At 71.0% G+C, this 19,544-nt stretch carries 12 protein-coding genes; 2 read left to right on the top strand and 10 right to left on the bottom strand.

All coding sequences use genetic code 11. The features are described from left to right. Window positions 1-150: 150 nt before the first annotated feature. Window positions 151-2,232 carry an FAD-dependent oxidoreductase gene (locus tag WME97_RS08765; protein WP_437551097.1) on the top strand — a complete coding sequence of 694 codons (2,082 nt, stop codon included), beginning with the start codon at window positions 151-153 and terminating at the stop codon, window positions 2,230-2,232. Here WME97_RS08765 and WME97_RS08760 read toward each other — a convergent pair. The 7 genes from WME97_RS08760 to WME97_RS08730 all read right to left on the bottom strand — a co-directional run bounded on the left by WME97_RS08760 (window position 2,221) and on the right by WME97_RS08730 (window position 11,337). Next, entirely contained in the window at window positions 2,221-2,955 is a 735-nt protein-coding gene (locus tag WME97_RS08760; protein WP_272101325.1) for an ABC transporter ATP-binding protein, read from the bottom strand. The genes WME97_RS08765 and WME97_RS08760 overlap by 12 nt on opposite strands. A 7-nt stretch (window positions 2,956-2,962) precedes the next feature. After that, window positions 2,963-5,125, bottom strand: a complete 2,163-nt coding sequence (locus WME97_RS08755) for an FtsX-like permease family protein (RefSeq protein WP_437551095.1) — start codon at window positions 5,123-5,125, stop codon at window positions 2,963-2,965. Further along, complete coding sequence (gene lysS / locus WME97_RS08750) at window positions 5,122-6,843, bottom strand: lysine--tRNA ligase (protein ID WP_437551093.1); 1,722 nt, start codon at window positions 6,841-6,843, stop codon at window positions 5,122-5,124. Before lysS ends, WME97_RS08755 begins: the two co-directional genes overlap by 4 nt. Continuing rightward, window positions 6,840-7,983, bottom strand: a protein-coding gene (prfB, locus tag WME97_RS08745) for a peptide chain release factor 2 (RefSeq protein WP_437555342.1) whose coding sequence is annotated in 2 segments (ribosomal slippage) — window positions 6,840-7,913 and window positions 7,915-7,983 — 1,143 coding nt in all. Because the reading frame shifts where the segments join, the coding sequence is not laid out codon by codon here. Before prfB ends, lysS begins: the two co-directional genes overlap by 4 nt. Before the next feature lie 251 nt (window positions 7,984-8,234). Next, entirely contained in the window at window positions 8,235-8,708 is a 474-nt protein-coding gene (locus WME97_RS08740; protein ID WP_437551091.1) for a hypothetical protein, read from the bottom strand. Between the two features lie 260 nt (window positions 8,709-8,968). Then, entirely contained in the window at window positions 8,969-9,496 is a 528-nt protein-coding gene (locus WME97_RS08735; protein WP_437551089.1) for a hypothetical protein, read from the bottom strand. 128 nt (window positions 9,497-9,624) lie between these two features. Continuing rightward, the gene (locus WME97_RS08730) at window positions 9,625-11,337 is read right to left on the bottom strand and encodes a DUF885 domain-containing protein (RefSeq protein ID WP_437551087.1); all 1,713 of its coding nucleotides are present in this window, start codon (window positions 11,335-11,337) and stop codon (window positions 9,625-9,627) included. A gap of 115 nt (window positions 11,338-11,452) precedes the next feature. Here WME97_RS08730 and WME97_RS08725 point away from each other — a divergent pair, with 115 nt between their 5' ends. Beyond that, a complete protein-coding gene (locus WME97_RS08725) occupies window positions 11,453-12,607 on the top strand; it encodes a S1C family serine protease (protein ID WP_437551085.1) in 1,155 nt (384 codons plus the stop codon). Window positions 12,608-12,677: 70 nt separating this feature from the next. On the opposite strand, the gene WME97_RS08720 is transcribed toward WME97_RS08725, so the two are convergent. The 3 genes from WME97_RS08720 to WME97_RS08710 all read right to left on the bottom strand — a co-directional run bounded on the left by WME97_RS08720 (window position 12,678) and on the right by WME97_RS08710 (window position 19,284). Continuing rightward, window positions 12,678-15,905 (bottom strand): efflux RND transporter permease subunit, encoded by a 3,228-nt coding sequence (locus tag WME97_RS08720; RefSeq protein WP_437551083.1) that lies wholly within the window; start codon window positions 15,903-15,905, stop codon window positions 12,678-12,680. A gap of 44 nt (window positions 15,906-15,949) precedes the next feature. Further along, window positions 15,950-17,131 carry an efflux RND transporter periplasmic adaptor subunit gene (locus tag WME97_RS08715; protein ID WP_437551081.1) on the bottom strand — a complete coding sequence of 394 codons (1,182 nt, stop codon included), beginning with the start codon at window positions 17,129-17,131 and terminating at the stop codon, window positions 15,950-15,952. 554 nt (window positions 17,132-17,685) lie between these two features. Beyond that, a complete protein-coding gene (locus tag WME97_RS08710; RefSeq protein ID WP_437551079.1) occupies window positions 17,686-19,284 on the bottom strand; it encodes a glycoside hydrolase family 57 protein in 1,599 nt (532 codons plus the stop codon). Between the last annotated feature and the right edge of the window lie 260 nt (window positions 19,285-19,544).

Raw genomic sequence — 19,544 nt, 5'->3', positions numbered from 1 at the left:
AGCCCGCCTGTGCGACACGTCCCGCACACGCGAGAGCAGCGGATCAGCCCGCCTGCGCGCCGCGCCCACCAGCGGATCAGCCCGCCTTGCATCACGACGATTCTGTTGCTACAGAATTAACAGAAGTTTTCACGAGCGATTCGGAGGACCATGACCCTTGGATTGGACCTCGATTTCGGGCGCTTGCCCGCGCTGGAGCGGAGAGAACGCTGGCCCGGGACACCGAGGGAGGATGCCGGCGCGGAGAGGGCCCCCGAAGCAAAGGACGGCGCGGCGCCCAGGCTCTCTGGGCGGGAGATGCGTATCGCCGCCGCGCTCGCCGAGGCGGCGATGCCGCCCGGCCGCTTCCTCGACGGCGCGGGCGCCGCGACCGCCAGCCGACTCGCGGCCTGGCTCGGCTCGATCCCGCCGCACCTGGCGCAGGGGGTGCGCGCGGCGCTGTGGGCGATAGAGCTCGCTCCCCTTCCGTTCCGGCTCAGGCCGCTGTCGGCGCTGCCGCTCGAGGAGCGGATGGAGGTGCTCCGCGGCTTCGAGCAGAGCCGGGCGCGGACGCTGCGCTCGGTGCTCCGCGCCGCGCTCACGCCGCTCAGGTTCGTCCACTACGACCGGCCCGAGATGTTCAAGCACGTCGGCTGCCGTTACGAGCTGCCCACGGTGCGCGACGAGGCGCCGCGCTGGCTCGCGCAGGTGACCGACGGGCGCGAGGTCGAGGAGGACCTGGAGCTCGAGTGCGAGGTCCTCGTGATCGGCACCGGCGCCGGCGGAGCGGCCGCGGCCTACGAGCTCGCGTCGCGCGGACACGCGGTGCTCATGCTCGAGGAGGGCGACTTCCACCGCCGCTCGAGCTTCACCGGCCGGCCCGCGCGCGCCTACCGGGAGATGTACCGCGACCACGGGCTCGACATGACGCTCGGCAACGTGAATATCCCGGTGTTCGCGGGGCGCGCCGTCGGAGGGAGCACCGTGATCAACTCCGGTACTTGCTACCGCGCTCCGGAGAGCACCTTCGCGTCGTGGCGCGACGGCATGGGGCTCCCTGCGGAGTTCTCGTCCGGCGGGCTCGCTCCCTATTACGAGCGCGTCGAGCGCATGCTCCAGGTCGCCCCCGCCGACCCGCTTCACCTCGGGGCGATCGGGCCGATCGTCCGGCGCGGGGCGGAGCGGCTCGGGCTGCGGCACGGGCCGCTCCAGCGCAACGCGCCGGACTGCGATGGGCAGGGGATCTGCTGCTTCGGCTGCCCCACGGGGGCCAAGCGCTCGACCGACGTGAGCTACGTGCCCGAGGCGCTCAAGCGGGGCGCGCAGCTCATCACCGCGGCGCGGGTCAGGACGATCGATATTGTGGCGGGCCGCGCGCGGGGGGCGACTGCCGTGCTCGGCGGCGACACGAGGGCCGGAAGCAACGACGACCGCGCGGCGAGCGGCGCAGGGCGGCAGCCTCGGCTCGTGGTCAGGGCGGAGGCCGTCGTCGTGGCCGGCGGCGCGCTGATGACGCCGCTGCTCCTGCGCCGGAGCGGAGCATGCCTGTCGAGCGGCGCGCTGGGAAAGAACCTCTCGATCCACCCGGCCTCGAAGGTGATGGCGCTCTTCGATGAGCGGATCGATCAGTGGCAAGGCATCCCGCAGGGCTACCAGATCGACCACTTCGCCGATGAAGGGCTGATGTTCGAGGGAGGCTCGCTCCCGTTCGACGTCGCCGCGCTGGCCGTGCCCTGGACGGGACACCGCTACACGGAGCTGATGGAGCGGTACCCGCACCTCGCGACGTTCGGGTTCATGATCAAGGACACGAGCCGCGGCGAGGTGAGGCCCGGGATCGGCGGCACGCCGCTCGTGCTCTACACGATGAACGGGGAGGACCTCGCGAAGATGAAGCGAGGGGTCGAGCTGCTCTGCGAGGTGTTCCTGGCCGCGGGGGCGCGGCGCGTCCTGCCGCTCGTCGCCGGCTGCGACGAGGTGAACGGCCCCGCGGACCTGGAGCGGCTCAAGGCGCGGCAGATCAAGGCCGGGGACCTCGACGTGGCCGCGTTCCACCCGCTCGGGACGTGCCGTATCGGGGTGGATCCGCGGTCATCGTGCCTCGGGCCGGACCACCAGGCGCACGACGTCGCCGGGCTCTACGTGTGCGATGGAAGCGCGATCCCCTCGTCGCTCGGCGTGAACCCGCAGATGACCATCATGGCCATGTCGCTGCGCGCGGCTGAGCTCCTGAGCGAGCGGCTATCCGGCTGAGCCGTCGCGGTACCCGAGGGCCGCGGCGCGCTCGCTGCCGATACGATCGCTCTCGATCGTCCCGTCGCGCATCGTCACCACGCGCGGCATCGACTCGGCGAAGCTGAGGTTGTGCGTGACCACCACGATCGTGGTGCCGTGCTTGCGGTTCATCTCGAAGAACAGCTGGTGGATCGAGTCGCTCGTCGCGGTGTCGAGGTTCCCGGTCGGCTCGTCGGCGAGGAGGAGCTTCGGCGACAGGACGAGCGCCCGCGCCAGGGCCACGCGCTGCTGCTCGCCGCCCGACAGCTCCCCCGGCCGGTGCGTCGCGCGCGCCGCGAGCCCGACCTCGGCGAGCAGCGAGCGCGCGAGCGGCTCCATCTCGCGGCGGGTCTTCCCCTGGATGAGGCCCGGCATCATCACGTTCTCGACCGCGTTGAACTCGGGGAGCAGGTGGTGGAACTGGAAGACGAAGCCGATCGTCCGGTTCCGGATCGCCGCGAGCCGCGAGCCCGGCAGGCCGGTGAGCTCGTCGTTGCCGAGGCGGATACGGCCGCTCGTCGGGAGATCCAGCGTGCCGATGCAGTGGAGGAACGTGCTCTTGCCGGCGCCGGAGGGGCCCACGAACGCCACGACCTCGCCCTGGTTGATGACGATGTCGATGCCGCAGAGCACGTGGAGCTCGCGGCCCATGTGAACGAAGGTCTTGCGGAGGTCTTCGACGACGACGAGCGGAGTGGACATGGAGTGATTACTCGTAGCGGAGCCCGTCGACCGGAGAGAGCCTCGAGGCGGCGCGGGCCGGGTAGATGGTGGCGATGGTGCAGATGAGCAGCGACGCGACCGCGACCATCGCGTAGTCGGAGAGGTTCACGTTCACGGGCAACCGGTCGATGTAATAGACGTCCGGATCGAGCCGGACACCGAACCAGTACAGGCCCGTGCAGACCGCGAGCGCGGTGCCGACACCGTAGATCGTGCCGATGGCGCCGATGATCACGCCCTCGAGCATGAACACGCGCATCACCGCGTTGTCCGAGGCGCCCAGCGCCTTCAGGACGGCGATCTCCTTGCCCTTCTCGGTCACCATGAGGAGCAGCGTGCAGACGATGCAGAAGCTCGCGACCGCGATGGCGATGGACAGGATGATGAACGTCGCGATCTTCTCCAGCTTGAGCGCGCTGAAGAGGTTCTTGTTCATCTCCATCCAGTCGCGGACGCGGAGCTGCGGCGGCGGCTTTCCTCCCTCCGGCGCCTCATCGAGCGCGGCGCTCGCGGCGACGGCCGCCTCCACGGCCGGGCGGACCTCCTGCACCCGCTCGGGATCCGGGACCCGGATGTCGATATGGGTGATCTTGTCGTCGAGGCTGAAGAACTTCTGCGCCTCTTCCATCAAGACGTACGCGTGCGTGACGTCGTACTCGTACATGCCGCTATAGAAGATCGCCGCGACGCGGAACCTGCGGGAGCGCGGCATCACGCCGGTGGGGCCGAGCTCGCCCATCGGCGACAGGAGGGTCACCTCGTCCCCGACGAGCACGTGGAGCGATTTCGCGAGCTCGCGGCCGATGATGACGCCCGGGTACACGCGCGTCTGCAGCTTCAGGTAGTCGCGCACCGACGGGTCGACGTCCGTCGGCTGGCGGAAGTCCGGCCCCTTGAAGTACGGCTCCCCGCCAGGACCTCGACCGATGATCTCCTCGGGAGGCAGGCTCGTCAGCTTCTCGGGCTCGCGCAGGTAGTCGAAGCTGCCGACCTCGATGTTCTTGGCGAGGTCGATGACCTGCCCGATGGTGTCCGGATCGATGCCGCGGACGAGCGCGCCCGCGGTGTTCGAGGCGCTGGAGCCCATCGCCTCGCCGGCCGCGACCGGGGTCGCGGCGCCTCCGTAGGGCGCGAGCGCGACGCGCACCTGGGTGAGCTTGTCGTCCCAGTTGCCGAAGCCGCCAGGGCGGGAGGCGTCGACGACCATGTGCGCGTTGTTGCCGAGGATCTTGCGCTTCAGGTCGGCGCCGAAGCCGCCCATGATGCTCGTCACCGAGCACAGGGCGCACGAGCTGACGGCGACGCCGGCCATCGACAGGACCGAGATGACCGTGAGAAAGCCGCTCTTCGAGGCGCGCACATGGCGCGCGGCCACGTGGGGCACAAAGCTCCGGCGCTCGAGCGCGTCGAGGGCGAGCGGCAGGAGCGCCGACAGCACGAAGAACAGGAAGACGACGCTCGAGACGAGCGCGGTGAAGCGGATGATCTGATCCGTCGAATTGAACGACGCGCCCTTCCCGACGGGCATCCTGGCCGTGAGCGTCGCGGTGACGCCGAACGCAACGCCCACGAGCGCGCCCCACCACCAGCCGAGCGCGCGATAGAGCCCCCTGCGGACGGGGCGGCTCCCGGCGACCAGATAGCCCGCGCCCGCGCCGAACAGGATGCCTCCAAGGATCCACCGGAAGGTCGGCTGGATGGGCAGGACCGCGACCCAGAGGACGACGATCGCGAGCGCGGCGATCAGGGACATCGCGCCGAGCACGCGGAGCCCCACGCGGGCCTTGGACCCCCACCTGCCGGAGAGCCACCGGGCGTTGTCCGCAGCCATCCTGGCCCGGAACAGCCGAAGGGCACCCCCCACGATCAGCGTGGCGACGAGCTGGGCGATCAGCTGGGTATTGCCCGCGAAGAAGGCGCCGATGGGCGCGAGGCTCTTCGCGCGCCCGCTGGACGCGATGAGCGTGAGCGCGAGCAGGCTGGCGCCCGTGAGAGCGACCACGACCCCGACGCGCACGACGCCGGGACGCCGCGGCTCCAGCTCGCCCTTCTTGTCGAAGCGGGTGTAGCCCCGCCAGGCGAGCAGGACGATGCCCAGAGCAACGGCGGCGAGGAGCGCCGCCTGCAACGACCTGGAGAGCTCGATCACGCGTCGGTCTCGGGACGGAGGAGCGGGAACAGGATGACGTCGCGGATGGAGGTCGCGCCGGTGAGGAGCATCGTCAGGCGATCGACCCCCATGCCGAAGCCCGCCGTCGGCGGGAGGCCGTGCTCCAGGGCGCGGACGTAGTCGGCGTCGTAATCCATCGCCTCCTCCTCGCCCCGGGACTTCTTCTCGACCTGCGCGCGGAAGCGCGCGTCCTGGTCCTCGGGGTCGTTGAGCTCGCTGAAGGCGTTGCAGAGCTCGCGGCCGTCGATGAAGAGCTCGAAGCGGTCGACGAGCGAAGGATCGCTGTCCTTCTTGCGCGCGAGCGGGGAGACCTCGAAGGGATAGTCGATGATGAAGACAGGGACGCTCTTGTCGCCCGCCTCCGTGCGGTAGTCCCTCGTGAGGAACGGCTCGACCACGTACTCGTAGGCGCAGAAGACGAGCTCACCCGGCGACTCGCACTTCTTCGCGCCCGCGCGGAAGTTCGTCCAGTCGATCTCGCGCCCGCTCGCCTTCGCCGCCTTCGCCCACTCCTTGATCGGGGCGTCGTCCGCGGCGACGCGCTGCGGGACGTCGGCCGGCAGGCCCGACTTCGCCAGGGCGCGGGCGATCCCCTCGGCCATGGGGACGCGCTCGAAGCGCTCGAGCGAGTACGTGCGCTGCGCGGCCCAGGCCGCGTGCTCGGCCGGGAGCCGCTCGGCGAGGCGGGCGTCGACGTGGCGGAGCATCGCCTCGGTCGCGTCCATCAGCGTCTCGTACGTCGCGTACGCCTGGTAGTACTCGAGCATCGTGAACTCGGGGTTGTGCCGCGTCGACAGCCCCTCGTTCCGGTAGCAGCGCGCGATCTCGTAGACGCGCTCGAAGCCGCCGACCACGAGCCGCTTCAGGAAGAGCTCCGGCGCGATGCGCATGAAGAGCTCGAGGTCGAGCGCGTTGTGGTGGGTCTTGAACGGCTTCGCGGCAGCGCCGCCGACGAGCGTGTGCATCGTCGGGGTCTCGACCTCGAGGAAGCCGCGTGCGTCGAGGAACTCGCGCAGCGCGGCGACGATCGCGGTGCGGGCGCGGAAGACCCCCGCGACGTGCGGGTTGGCCACGAGATCGACGTACCGCATGCGGTAGCGCGACTCGACGTCCTTGAAGCTCGTCTTGGTCGGCAGCGGGCGGTAGGCCTTCGTGAGCAGCCGGAGGCGCCCTGCGCGGATCGAGAGCTCGCCCTTCTGCGTCGCCATCGCGACGCCGTGGGCCTCGACGAAGTCGCCGAGATCGATGTCCTCCAGCCGCTCGAAATCGGCGAGGATCCCCTGCTCGCAGTAGAGCTGGAGCTCGCCGGTTCGGTCGCGCAGCCGGACGAAGGTGACGCCGCCGAACGAGCGCACGAAGAGGACCCGGCCCGCGACGCGGAGCGGGACCGGCTCGACGCGCGCCGGATCGTAGCGATCCGCCGCGGAGGAGGCAGATCGCTCGGGCGCCGCGCCCTCGGGCCTCGGCTCGGCCGCGGCCCGCGCCCCGTCGAAGCGGGCGCGGACGGCCGCGAGCTCGACGAGCGGCTCGCCCTCCGTGACGTCGTTGGCGAACGGGTTGTCGCCGCGGGCGCGGAGGCGGGCCGCCTTCGCCTTGCGGGTGGCGATCAGCGTCTCCTCGGCGCGCGCGGCCTCGGCGGCCTCCTTCACGAGCCGCTCGGTCTTCTTGTCGTTCGGTCTGTCTTTTTGCTGGCTCACGGAGCGTCGTCCTCCGCGACGGAGCCGCCCTTCCGGAGCGAACCGCCGGCCGCGGCGAGCAAATAGGCCTCGATGAAGCCCTCGAGATCGCCGTCGAGGACGGCGTCCACGTCGGTGGCCTCGGTGGAGGTGCGCACGTCCTTGACGAGCCGGTAGGGCGCGAGGACGTAGTTCCTGATCTGGCTGCCGAAGTTGATGGCGCTCTTCGCGGCGTTGTAGGCCTGGACCTCCGCATCCCGCTTCTGGAGCTCCATCTCGTACAGCTTCGCCTTGAGGACCTTCATCGCCATCGCGCGGTTCTGGTGCTGGCTGCGCTCGGCGCGGCACACGATGTTCAGGCCGGTCGGGAGGTGCCGCAGGCGAACGGCGGTCTCGACCTTGTTCACGTTCTGCCCGCCCTTGCCGCCGGCGCGCATCGTCGTGATCTCGATGTCCTTCTCGTTCACCTGGATGTTGATCTCGTCGTCGCTGTCCGGGGTGACCTCGACGGCGGCGAACGCGGTCTGGCGCGTGTGATCGGCGTTGAACGGGCTCATCCGGACGAGGCGGTGGACCCCGGCCTCGGAGCGCAGATAGCCGTAGGCGGCGTCGCCGCTCACCGTGAGGGTGACGGCGTCGATGCCGGCCTCGTCGCCGTCCTGGTAGTCGATGATCTCCGTCTTGTACCCACGGCGCTCGCAGAAGCGCAGGTACATGCGGAGGAGCATGGACGCCCAGTCCTTCGCGTCGGTGCCGCCGGCGCCCGGGTGGATGCTGACGATGGCGTTGCCGCGGTCGGCGGGGCCGGACAGCATGCGATCGAGCTCGACCTTGCGCAGGCGCCCGGCGATTGCGCCGGCCTGCGCGTCGGCGTCGGCGATGACGCCCTCGTCGCCCTCGGCAGCGCCGAGCTCGAGGTACTCCGCGAGATCCTCGATCTCGCGGCCGAGCCGCTGCGCCACCTCGAGCTTCGACTCGACCTGGGCGCGCTTGCGCAGGACGGCTTGGGCCTTTTCCTGATCGTTCCAGAACCCCGGCGACAGCGTCGTCTGGGTCAGATCCTGGAGCATCCGTTCGAGCTTGGGGACGTCAAAGATGCCCCCTTAGCGCCTCAAAGCGCCGTTTGATGTCGAGGACTTTCTCGCGGGTCTCGGAGAGCATGGCCGGGGATCTATTCGATCTGGACGGCGATCGCCAGGAGAGACGCAGGCGAGACCGCCGCGCGCGGGCGGACCGAGGCGGCTCCACGTCGGGCGCGCCGACGACGCGCTCGTCAACGCGGCGCGCAGGCGGAAGGGAGTGCGGCGGATGACCCGGCGCCGCGGATTCCTTGGCCGTGGACCGCGTCACGACAGCGGGGCGCCCCGAGGCCGCGCGAGCTCCGAGCTTCCCGTCAAGCGGGACAAGGCGCCTCAACCAGGAGTCGGCGCAGGGGCGGATTCCCGGACGGCGCGGCGGATCCTGGACCACAACCGCTGAGCGCTCCGCGCTTGCCTTGGGTTCCGCAGGGCATCCCTGATGGCCCTGATGGAGACCGCGGGAGGCGGCGCCTCGCTGCTCAGCGCGGCGTCGAGGTAGCGGCCCAGGAACTCCGTCAAGGCGACGGCGGTGACCGCATTGGAGAAGAGACCGGCGACCGGGACGAGGCCGAGCGTGAAGTTGGCGAAGAGCCTTACGCCCGCTCCACCCCAGATGATCTTGCTCACCTGCAGCCACGGAGCCCTGCGGAGCGGCACGCCCCGGCGCCGGGTCAGCGACACGGAGAAGGAGTAATGAATGGGAACCACGATCAACTCATCTGCGCCGGGAATGGGCTGAGTGACGAAGCTGATCACTGCAGCGATGGCAGAATACTTGTTGGTCATCCGGCGGATCGTCGGTTCCATGGGTCGTATATACGGCCTGGAGCCTGCCGCCGGGAGGCCGAGACAAGCATGTTGACGAGGGCATGGCCCGCGCAGCCGAGGGCGGATCACGCTCGGCCTGGACGAAGCATGGGAGTCTCCGCGCTCGTCGGTGTCCTGGGGGGCCTGGAGATCTTTGCAGGACAGAGAGAGGGAGGTCTCCAAAGCACGTTGGAGCGCCCCGCGGATTGGACCCCGGCATGGGAAAGACCATTTCCCGCGTCCCTCGCGAGGCGCCGGCGCTACGGATCGAGCCCTTCCCTGCACGCGACCCGGAGCTCACCGAGCGCGGCGACGAGCGCGCCGCGCTCGCCCTGCCACGCCGGCGACGGGTCCTCGGCGTCACGCCGGCGGATGTGCTCGCGGGCCTCGTCCCAGAGCGGACGCGGCGGCACGAGCGGCGGCACCCGCGCGCGCACGTCGTCCGCCAGGCGCAGCACGCGCTCGACGCGGGACAGCGCCTCGCCGAGCGGCACCTCGCCCGCCTTGCAGCGCCGGAGCAGGCCGCACTCGTAGCTGCTGCACACGGAGAAGCGCATCTCGTAGACGGTGCACTTCCGGTCGAGGTGGCAGGGGCACGGCAGGCTGAAGGCGTCGTGGTACCGATTGCAAGCGAGCGGCAAGCGCAGCTTCTCGGCCCGCGGGATCTCGTGCTCCTCGAGCGGCGCGACGTCGAAGAGCAGCCCCGTGCAGCAGAGGCCGCACGCGGTGCAGAGGTCCGAGCCGTCGGGCCGCGCCTCGGGGGCTTCGTTCGCTGGGGGAGCGCTCACCCGCGTCGATTGGCACGCGCGTGGCCGCGCGTCGAGGCGCGAAGCGGGCGGGCGGGCGGGCGGCGCGCGTGTCTGACGAGCGTGTGTCTGACGAGCGCGTGTCTGGCGAGCGCGTGTCTGACGCGCGCTCAGTGCGCGGCGTCGTCGAGCACGATCTCGCGCAGGTGGTCGAGCCCGACGGACCCGGAGCCGATCACCCTGGCGTGAAACGCCTTCAGATCGAAGGCCTCGCCGTGGCGGCGCCGCAGCGTGTCGCGCAGCTCCAGGACGACGCGCTCGCCGACCTTGTAGGAGATCGCCTGCCCCGGCCAGCCCAGATAGCGCGTCGCCTCGCTGTGCGCGTGATCCAGCGGGAGGAAGGCCCGGCGCTGGAGGTACTCGACGGCGATCTCGTAACGCCAGGGCTCGCCGGCGTGGAGCGGCGCGTCCCGGGGGATCGGCAGCTCCAGGTGCATGCCGATGTCGAGGACGACGCGGTAGGCGCGCGTCAGCTTGCCCGCGAGCATCCCGAGCACGTAATCGGGGCGCTCGAAATAACCGAGCTCGTACATCAGCTGCTCGGCGTAGAGGGCCCACCCCTCGGCGTGGCCGGAGTTCGTCACCAGGAAGCGGTGGAGCCGGCTCAGCCGGTCATCGAGGTGCACCTGGAGCGCGCACTGCAGGTGATGGCCAGGAAAGCCCTCGTGGTACGCCGTGGTGATCTCCTCGTAGAGCGGGAACGCCTGCTTCGTGCCGGGCGCATACCAGACGGTGCCGGGCCGCTTGAAGCCGTCGCTCGGGGGCACGTAGTAGGCGCCGAGCGCGCCGCCCGGCGGAGCGAGCTTCACCTCGATGTGACGGATGGGCGCCGGGATGTCGAAATGGACGCCGTCGAGATCGGCGAGCGCCTTTCGCTGGCGCTCGGACATGATGCGGAGGAACTCGTCGGCGCCCTGCGCGCACCGGGCGGGGTCGGTCATGAGCAGATCGATCACCTCGGACAGCGACGCGCCGGGGAGGATCTCGCCGGCGAGGCGCGCCATCTGGGCCTCGATGGCGTGCACCTCGGACCACCCCCAGGCGTAGGTCTCGATCGGGTCGATGCTCGCGCCGAGGAAGCGGCGCGCGAGGCGCAGGTAGCGCTCCTCTCCCACGGCGTCCGCGGCGCGCGCGCTCGGCAGGTACGTCTGCTCCAGGTAGCCGGCGAGCGCGCCGAACGCGGCGCGCGCCCGCTCGACGCCGTCGACGACGCGCGCGCGGCCGGCGCCCGCGCCGCGACCCGACGCCTCGTGAGCGGCCGGCAGCGTGAGGAAGAACGACGCGTCGCCCGCCTGGTAGCGCGCCTGCTCGATCACGGCGAACACCTGGCGACGCGCGACGAGCTGGCCCGTCCGGCGCCCCTCCTCGAGCGAAGCGCGGTAGCTGTCGCACGCGCGCGGCAGCCCCTCCAGGCGCGACGCGATGGCCTCCCAGCCGGCGGCGCTGTGGACATCCATGAGGTCGAAGACCATCCGGAGGTGCTGGAACGCCGACTCGATGTTGTTGAGATCGCGCAGGTGCTCGCCGTGACGGAAATCGTCGAGCCGCTCCTCCAGGTGATCCGCCATGACACGGCGTGCGAGGCGACCCCACCGCGCCTCCGCCCCGGGGCGCGGCGGCGGCAGCGAGCGGAGCCGCTCCTGGAAGGACGCGACCGTGGAGGCCCAGGACGCGGCGCCGCTCGGGCTCCAGTCGTTCCAGGCGCCTTCGTCGCAGGGGATGCCCGCGAGGGTGGCATGGGCAGGACAGCGGGCAGCGAAGGCTTCGACGAACTCGTCGCTGAGGGCGAAGATCGGATCGCGCGCGTCGTGGTCTTGGCTCACCGCGACAGCATATGCGGGCACGACCGGATTTTCTCCGGGCGCGCGAGACGATCCGTCGGGTCTTCGTTACGCTTGCTGGAGGGAGGTCGCTCACGCGGCGGCCTCGGGGAGCGACATGAACCACCGCAGCCTGCCAGGCGAGCTCCATGACGACGACCGGCCCTCCTGCGCCGCTCCTCCATCGCGCCCCCGTCCCCCGCAGCGGCGCGCCTGGCCGCGCGTCTCGGCGCTCGTCGCCGCGGCGGCGATCGCGGCGCTCGGCTGCACCGCGAGCTCGGCGAGCCAGCCGGCGATCTCCGCGTCACGGCCCGCGGCGATGACGCCAGCGCAGATCGCGGCGCGCGCCATGCCGGCGGTCGTCACGATCCGCGGCGACGGCTCGCTCGGGGCGGGCTTCCTCGTCCGCGAGGACGGCTGGATCGCGACGAATTTCCACGTCGTCGCCGGGATGCCGGACCTCAAGGTCGTCCTCTCGGATCAGAGCGAGCACCCGGTGCTCGAGGTGCTCGCGTTCGACGAGGCTCGAGATCTGGCGATCGTCCGGATCCACGCGCCTCGGAGGCTCCCGCTGCTCTCCCTCGGCAACAGCGGCGCGGTCCGCCCGGGCGATCCGGTCGTCGCGATCGGCCATCCGCTCGGCCTCGCGGACACCGTGTCGAACGGACTCGTGAGCGCGGTCCGCGTCGTGGATCCGGAGCTGACGCTGCTGCAGATCTCCGCGCCGATCGCGCCAGGCTCCTCGGGCGGCCCGCTGTTCAACGATCACGGCGAGGTGATCGGCGTCGCCGCGGCGGTCTCGACGCAGGGGCAGAACCTCAACTTCGGCGTGCCCGCCGACTACCTCAAGCGGCTGCTCGTGCGCCCCGATCCCGTCCCGCTCTCGACGTTTGCGGCCGAGACGGCCGACGAAGAGCAAGGGCTGCCGGCGGTCAAGCGATCGGTGCCTCACCACGCGCTCGCGATCCTCCGCGGCTGCACCGAGGGTGACCTGCTCGTCTTGGCGCGCACGATGGACGGCGCGATCCAGGTCGGCTCGCCCCTCTACAACCAGGGGGATTTCGCGTCCTGTTATCACGTCTACGCGGGCGCCTCGCTCGACATGGAGCGCCGGCTCGGCCCCGCGTGCAGGGGCCCGAGGAACGCGCTCGTCGAGGGGCGGCGCAAGGCGGCCGGCCTCGACGACGAGGCCGCCCAGGCCTGGGCGATGCGCGACGCGTTCGACGGGCTGCTCGAGGTGATCCTGCGCAAGGTCCACGGCGAAGCGCAGTGAGCGCCTCGCCGCGGTAGCGAACGGGGCCGGGCGCGGCGCGCCGCGGCCCCGGAGCGCTGCCAGTGTGCTGCTAGTCGAGCTGCGCCGACGCCGGCCGGCCCGCGTCGTGCGCGACGGCGGCGCGCGCCGCGGCGCCGCGGTGCCCCGCCGCGGCGACCCCATCCCCCGCCGGAGCGACGCCGCCCTCCCCCGCCCCGCGCGGATCGCCCTGGTCGTCGTTGCCCCGCATGAAGGGCAGCATCCGCTTGAGCCACGAGGAGACGTCGTCGAACAGCGAGTAGGCGACCGGGGTCGCGAGCAGCGTCAGGAGGAGCGCCAGCGTCTGCCCGCCGATGATCACGAAGCCGGTCGCGCGGTTCGTGCCCGAGCCCGCGCCGCTCGAGACGACGAGCGGGATCATGCCGGCGACGAACGCGAGCGTGGTCATCAGGATCGGCCGGAGCCTGTCGCGGTTCGCCTCCAGGATGGCCTGCGCCCGCGGCAAGCCGTGCTCGCGCAGCTTGATCGTGTGATCGATCTGGAGGATCGAGTTCTTCTTCACGACGCCGAACAGCACGACGATGCCGAGCAGCGAGAAGATGTTGAGTGACTGCCGGAAGATGATGACCGCGATGAACGCGAACGGCACCGTCAGCGGCAACGACAGGAGGATCGTGATCGGGTGCAGCCACGACTCGAACTGCGCCGCGAGCACGAGGTACATGAAGACCAGCGACAGGAGGAGGGCGACGAGGAAGCTCTTCATCATCTTGACGAGCTCCTTCGACGCGCCGACGGGGCCAGCGGAGTAGCCGGACGCGAGGTTCATCTCCGCGACCGCCTTGTCGAGCTCCTGGATGACCGTCTGCTGCGAGTAGCCCGCCTCGAGGTTGGCGGTCAGCATGACCTGCCGCTGCCGGTTGTACCGCTCGATGCGCGACGGGCCCGTCCCCTCGGCGAACGACACAACGTTGTCGAGCGTCACGGCGCCGAGCTTGGTCGACGGCACCGTGATCTTCGCGAGGCCTTCCTTGTCGGAGCGGAAGCTCGGCAGCGCGCGCGCGCGCACCTCGTACTGCTCCCCGCCTTCGTTGTAGGTCGACACCTTGTACCCGCCGACCAGGAGCCGCAGGGTGCTGGCCACGTCGCCGACCTGAACGCCGAGATCGGCGGCCTTCTTGCGGTCGATGACCACGCGGATCTCCGGCTTGCCCACGAGCAGCGAGGTGTCCGGATCGACGACGCCCGGGATCGCCTTGAGCTTCTGCAGCAGCACGTCGGAGTACTGGCCGATCTTCTGGAGGTCGGGGCCTTGCACCTGGTAGGCGATCTGGGTGTTCTGGCCGCCGGAGAAGGCGGGCACTGGGCCGATGTTCGCCCGGAGCTTCTCCGCGTCGAACTTGGGCTGGAGCTCGCGCCGGGCGCGATCGATGAGGTCCTGCTGCGACAGCGCGCGCTGCTCCGCCGGGCTGAGCTTCACGTAGATGGTGGCCATGTTCGGCGTCTTCTGCGGATCGTCGCCGATCGTCGTCAGCGTGTACGAGACGCCGGGGAGCTTCTCGATGTCCGACGCGAGCCGCGTGGCGATGACGCGCGTCCCGTCGAGGCTCACGCCCTCGGGCGCGCGCATGCTGACCTGGAACTGCGACTCGTCCTCGATCGGGAGGAAGTTGAACTTGGCCATGCCCCCCAGCACCGGGATCGAGAACAGCGCCAGGAGCGAGGCGAGCACGATCACCCAGCGGTGCGCCATCGACCAGCGGAGGATCGCCATGTAGCCGCGCTCGATCGGCCCGTAGAAGCGCGACTCCTTGGAGCTACTGGCGTCGTGCTTCTCCGGCTTCTTCAGCCATCGCGCGGACAGCATGGGCGTCAGCGTGAAGCTCACTATCAGCGAGACCAGGATCGAGAACGCCATGGTGAGGCCGAACGAGTTCAGGAAGCGGCCGACGATGCCGCTCATGAACGCGACGGGGAGGAACACGGCGACCAGCGAGAGCGTCGTCGCGAGCACCGCGGGCCCGATCTCCTTCGTGCCCTGGAGCGCCGCCTCCCACGGGCTCGCGCCCTTCTCCTCGATCCAGCGGTAGCAGTTCTCGAGGACGACGATCGCGTCGTCGATCACGATGCCGACCGCCAGCGTCAGCGCGAGGAGCGTGATCCCGTTGAGCGTGAAGCCCGCCACCTTCATCAGGGCGAACGTGGAGATGATGCTCGTCGGGATGGCGATCGCCGAGATGATCGTGCTGCGGGCGTTCGCGAGGAAGAGCGCGACGATGATCGCGGCGAGCAGCGCGCCGAGCACGAGGTGCTCCTTGACGGCGTGGACCGAGTTCTTGATGAACTCCGACTGATCGCGGGCGACGGCGATGCTGTACCCCTCGGGGAGGCGCTTCTCCACCTCGCTGATCCGCGCCTTCAGCCCGTCGATGACCTCGACGGTGTTCGTCCCGCTCTGCTTGCGGATGCTGAGGAGCACGGCGGGATCGAGGCCGCGGAAGCCGGCGGACTCCGGCTCCGCCATGCCGTCCTGGACCTCCGCGACGTCGCCGAGCCGGACGGAGTAGCCGTCGCGGTTCGCGAGGACGATGTCCGCCATCTGCTGGACCGACTGCACGCGGCCGCGCGTCCGCAGGGTGAGCGCCCTGCCCCCTTGCTCGATCCGGCCGGCCGGGATCTCGACGTTCTGGCTCGCCAGCGCCTGGGCCACCACGCCGCCGGTCAGGGCGTACTTCTCGAGCTTCTCCGGATCGATCCAGATGTTGATCTGCCGGCTCCGGCCGCCGATGAGGAGCACCTGCCCGACGCCGGCGAGCGACTCCAGCTCGCGCCGGAGCGTCTTGTCGGCGAACTCGGTCACCGAGCGGACGTCCGCCTTCGGCGACGAGACGGCGAGCGTGAGGATCGGCGCGGCGTCCGGATCCAGCTTGCCGACCACCGGCGGTTCGATCCCTTCCGGCAGATCCGCGAGGATGCCTTCGACTTTGTCGCGCACCTCCTGCGCGGCGACGTCGACGTCCTTCTCGAGCTGGAAGGAGATCATGACCTGGCTGAGCCCCTCGACCGAGGCCGAGCGCAGCTCGTCGATGCCGCTGATCGTGTTGACCGCCGACTCGATCTTGTCGGAGAGCTCCGTCTCGACCTCCTCGGGCGCCGCGCCGGGGAGGACGGTCGTCACGACGATGAACGGGAACTCGACCTTGGGAAACCGGTCCACGCCGAGGCCGAAGTAGGAGAACGCCCCGAGCACCGTCAGGAGCAGGACGATCACCGAGGCGAAAACCGGCCTACGGATGCAGATTGCCGCGAGCCATTGCATGGTCGCTACCTTTCTTCAGTAATGAGGCGCGCGGTGCGCTCGGCTCACTGCGCCGCCGCGACCTCGATGCCGTCCGCCAGCTCGCTCACCTTGTCGATCGCGACCTCATCCCCCTCGGCGAGCGGGCCGACGACCTCGATGAGGCCTTCGATCTTGCGGCCGGGCTTGACGAGCCGCTCCGTCACCCGATCGCCCGACTTCACGAACACGCGCGCGCTCGTCCCGGAGGTGCCGACCGCCGACTCGGGGACGAGGATCGCCGTTCTTGACTCGCCGGTCAGCGTCAGCTGCCCCTGCGCGAAGAGGCCGGGGCGGAGCTTGCCCTCGCTGTTGTCGAACTCGGCCTCCACGGGCAGGGTGCGCGACGAGGCCTTCAGGCTCGCGCCGATCCGCTTCACGACGCCCGGAAACAGGCGATCGGGGAAGGAGGCGACCGAGACGCTGACCGGCTTGCCCACCTCGATGTGCGCGATGTCCGCCTCGGGCACGTCGATGCGCAGCCGCAGCGGGTTGTCGCGGACCACGACCGCCACGACGCGGCCCGGGCTGGCGTACTCGCCGACGCTGATCCGCTTCTCGGCGATCGCGCCGTCGAAGGGCGCCCGCACCGTCGTGTCGGACACCGCCTTGGAGGCGAGCCCCGCCTGCGCCTGCGCGGACGTGAGCGCCGCGACGGTCGCGCGGATGCCGTTGACCGCGGCCTCGTACTGCGCGGTCGCGTTCTGGGCCTGCGTGCGCGCCGAGTCCCAGGTCGACTGGGGGACGGCGCCCTGGTCGTAGAGCTGCTTCACGCGATCGGCCTCGGACTTCGCGAGCTCCATGCTCTGCTTCGCTGCCCGGACCTCCGGCACCTGGTCGGGATCGATGCCCTTCGGCGACGCGCCGTCCTGCAGCGCGAGCTTGGCCCGCGCCTGCGCGACGGCCGCGGACGCGGCCTGCGACTGGAGCGCGACGTTGCGCGCGTCGAGCACGACGAGCGGATCGCCCTTCTTGACCCGGGAGCCCACGTCGACCGCGACGCTCACGACCAAGCCGCCGACCTGCGTCGCCGCCTCGCTCGTCTCGTCGGCGACCAGGGTGCCGCTGATGTCCAGCGTCTGCGCGAGCGGGCGCGCGGTCACCTTCCCGAAGCGCACCGCGGGCTTCTGGCGTGGCGCAGCGGTGTCGCGCGCCGGCGACGGCTGCGCGTCCGCCTCGGGGCGGCGGCAACCGGTCAACGTGGGCACCGCGAGCGCAGCGAGCAGCGCCGCGACGACGGCGGCGCGGGAGTGATTCGATGAGGCGCTACGAGCGCCGAGAGCCCATCGAGCGAAACGGCGCTCGGGTCCGCAAGGAGGATGTGTCATGGGGAGTCCGCCCGGTTCTTTGCCAGCGCCTGCCGGTGCGGTCCAGGAGCAAAGCTGGCGGGCATCACACTAGGGTGCTGACCGGCCGGTCATCAAGGGGGTGTTCCGGACAAGGTCTCCGTCCCTCTCGCACTTCATGCCGCCATGACCGCGAAAAACGTGCTGGGAGATGGGCGCCGGGTCGCGCGGCCGGCGGCCGGCGATGAAACGGGCGGGTGAATCGCGGGTCACCCTCCCGAAAAGAGGCGCCGAGGGCACCGCCGCGGGGCGCACACGCCCTCCCACAGAGTCGACCGCCGTGGCGAGGACGGTCGGCGATCATGCGAAGTACCTTGGCACAATATTTTAACACAACTTAATCCTTCTTTACCGGAAAGAGATCTGCCCCTGGAGCGCGGGAGATCCGGACGCGAGCGGCGCGGAGGAACGCCGGCTCAGCGCCACGGGTCGAAGGCGCCTCGGAGCGCAGGGCCCGAGAGCTCGGCGAGGAAAGGGTCGAGCGCGCACAGCGCGTCGAGCCACGCCACGTCGGAGGGCGAGGCCGTGGACTGCTGGGCCAGGGACGCGAGGCGGCGGGCGCGGGTCGCGTGGGCGTGGGCGCGCGCCTCCGCATAGGAAGCCATCTCCCCGGCCGACATCATGAAGGCCCAGTCGCTCGATTGAAGGAGGAGGAGCTCGCGGATCGCCTGGTCCAGCGCGCGGCCGGGCAGGCCGCCCGCGTGGCGGCAACGCGAGAGCGCGCCCAGCACGGCGCGCTCGGCGTGGTGCGCGTGGCGCCACAGGGAGGACGCGCTCGGGCCCGTCCAGAAGGCGCCGAACCCACCTTCGCCCCACGTCGAGGCGGCAGGCTCCACGACCTCGACGGGCGGATGGCGCTCCAGGTACGCGCCGAGCGCGATCGGAACGGCGCGATCCGAGGCCGCGAGGCGGCGCAGGGCGTGCTCGAGGAACTCGGGCCCTTCGAGCCACCAGTGGCCGAAGAGCTCGGCGTCGTAGGGGGCCACGAGGATAGGCGGGGCGTTCACGCCGCGGATCGACGCGAGCGCGGCCTCGCGGCGGGCAACGAAGTCCGCGGCGTGCGCGCGCGCCTGCGCGGAGGCGCGGGCCGGGTCGTACGGCGCCTTGTCGGGGCCGGGACCGGTCACGCGATGAAGCTTGAGGCCGGTCATGAGCCGGGTGCCGTCGGGACCGACCTCCCCTTCGAGCTCGCGCTCGGGCAGGTCGAGCCCGACGTCGCGGTAGAACTCGCGGTAAACCGGGTGACCCGGATAGCCGGCGTCGCGCGACCAGACCTCGCGCGCGCTGTCGCGATCGCGCCCGAAGCACGCGAGGCCGGCAGGCGAGAGCACCGGGACGGACGCGCCCGCGGACGCAGGCGGCGCGGCGAGCGTGAGCGCGTGGGCGTCGAGCACGGTGAAGCGGACGCCCGCCGCCGCGAGATCCGCGTCGAGGCCGGGCGCGTAAGCGCACTCGGGCAGCCAGAGGCCGCGAGGCTCGGGCGCGCCGGTGAAGGCCGCGAAGGCTTGGCGGCCGAGCCGCAGCTGCGCCCGGATCGACGCCGGCGTGGCGAGCAGTCCGGGCAGGTACGCGTGCGTCGCGGCCGTGGTGAGGAGCTCGACGCGGCCCGCCCCGGCGTGGCGCACCAGGGCGCCCGGGACATCGCCGCCGAGCGCGTCCCAGGAGCTCGCCGCGTCCGCGAGCCGCGCGCGGTAGAACGCGGCGGCCTCGGCGAAGCCGCTCCCGGCGAAGCGGGCCTCGACCCGGGCCGCCAGCGCGGTGAGCCGGCGGAGGTGGTCCTCGAACCGGCGAAGGAGCAGCTCGTCGCGCAGCATCGCGAGGAGCGACGGCGAGACGGAGAGGGTCAGCGGGGCGACGACGCGGTCGGCGGCGAGGCGATCGAGGACCCCGAGCAGGGGGAGATAACACTCCCAGAGCGCCTCGAAGAGCCAGCGCTCCTCCAGGGAGCGGACGTGCTCGGGGTGACGCACGTACGGCAGGTGAGCGTGGAGGACGAGGGCGACGTAGCCCGGCATGGAGCGCTGGGCGGCGGGAAACCGCCGGCGGGCTGTCGTCTCGCACGGTCGCGCCCGCGCGGGAAGCGCGCGGCGAACGCGCGCCGGTCATGGGCGGCGGCGCGCGAGGCGCGGGCCGACGGGCTCCGCCTGGAGGCGCCGGCGCGCCGAGCGCTGGCGATCCCATCGCCAGGTGACCGTTCATCCCGGCGTGGTACGGAGAGCCCTTATCAATTCCACACCAGAAATGTTCTGGATGTGGCAGCCTTCCAGTCGAGTTA

This window comes from Sorangium sp. So ce367 (genome assembly GCF_051520455.1).
In the GTDB taxonomy this organism is placed as follows: domain Bacteria; phylum Myxococcota_A; class Polyangia; order Polyangiales; family Polyangiaceae; genus Sorangium; species Sorangium cellulosum_B.
Note: the sequence above shows the minus strand (reverse complement) of the source record. Positions and strands in the feature narration are given on the sequence as shown.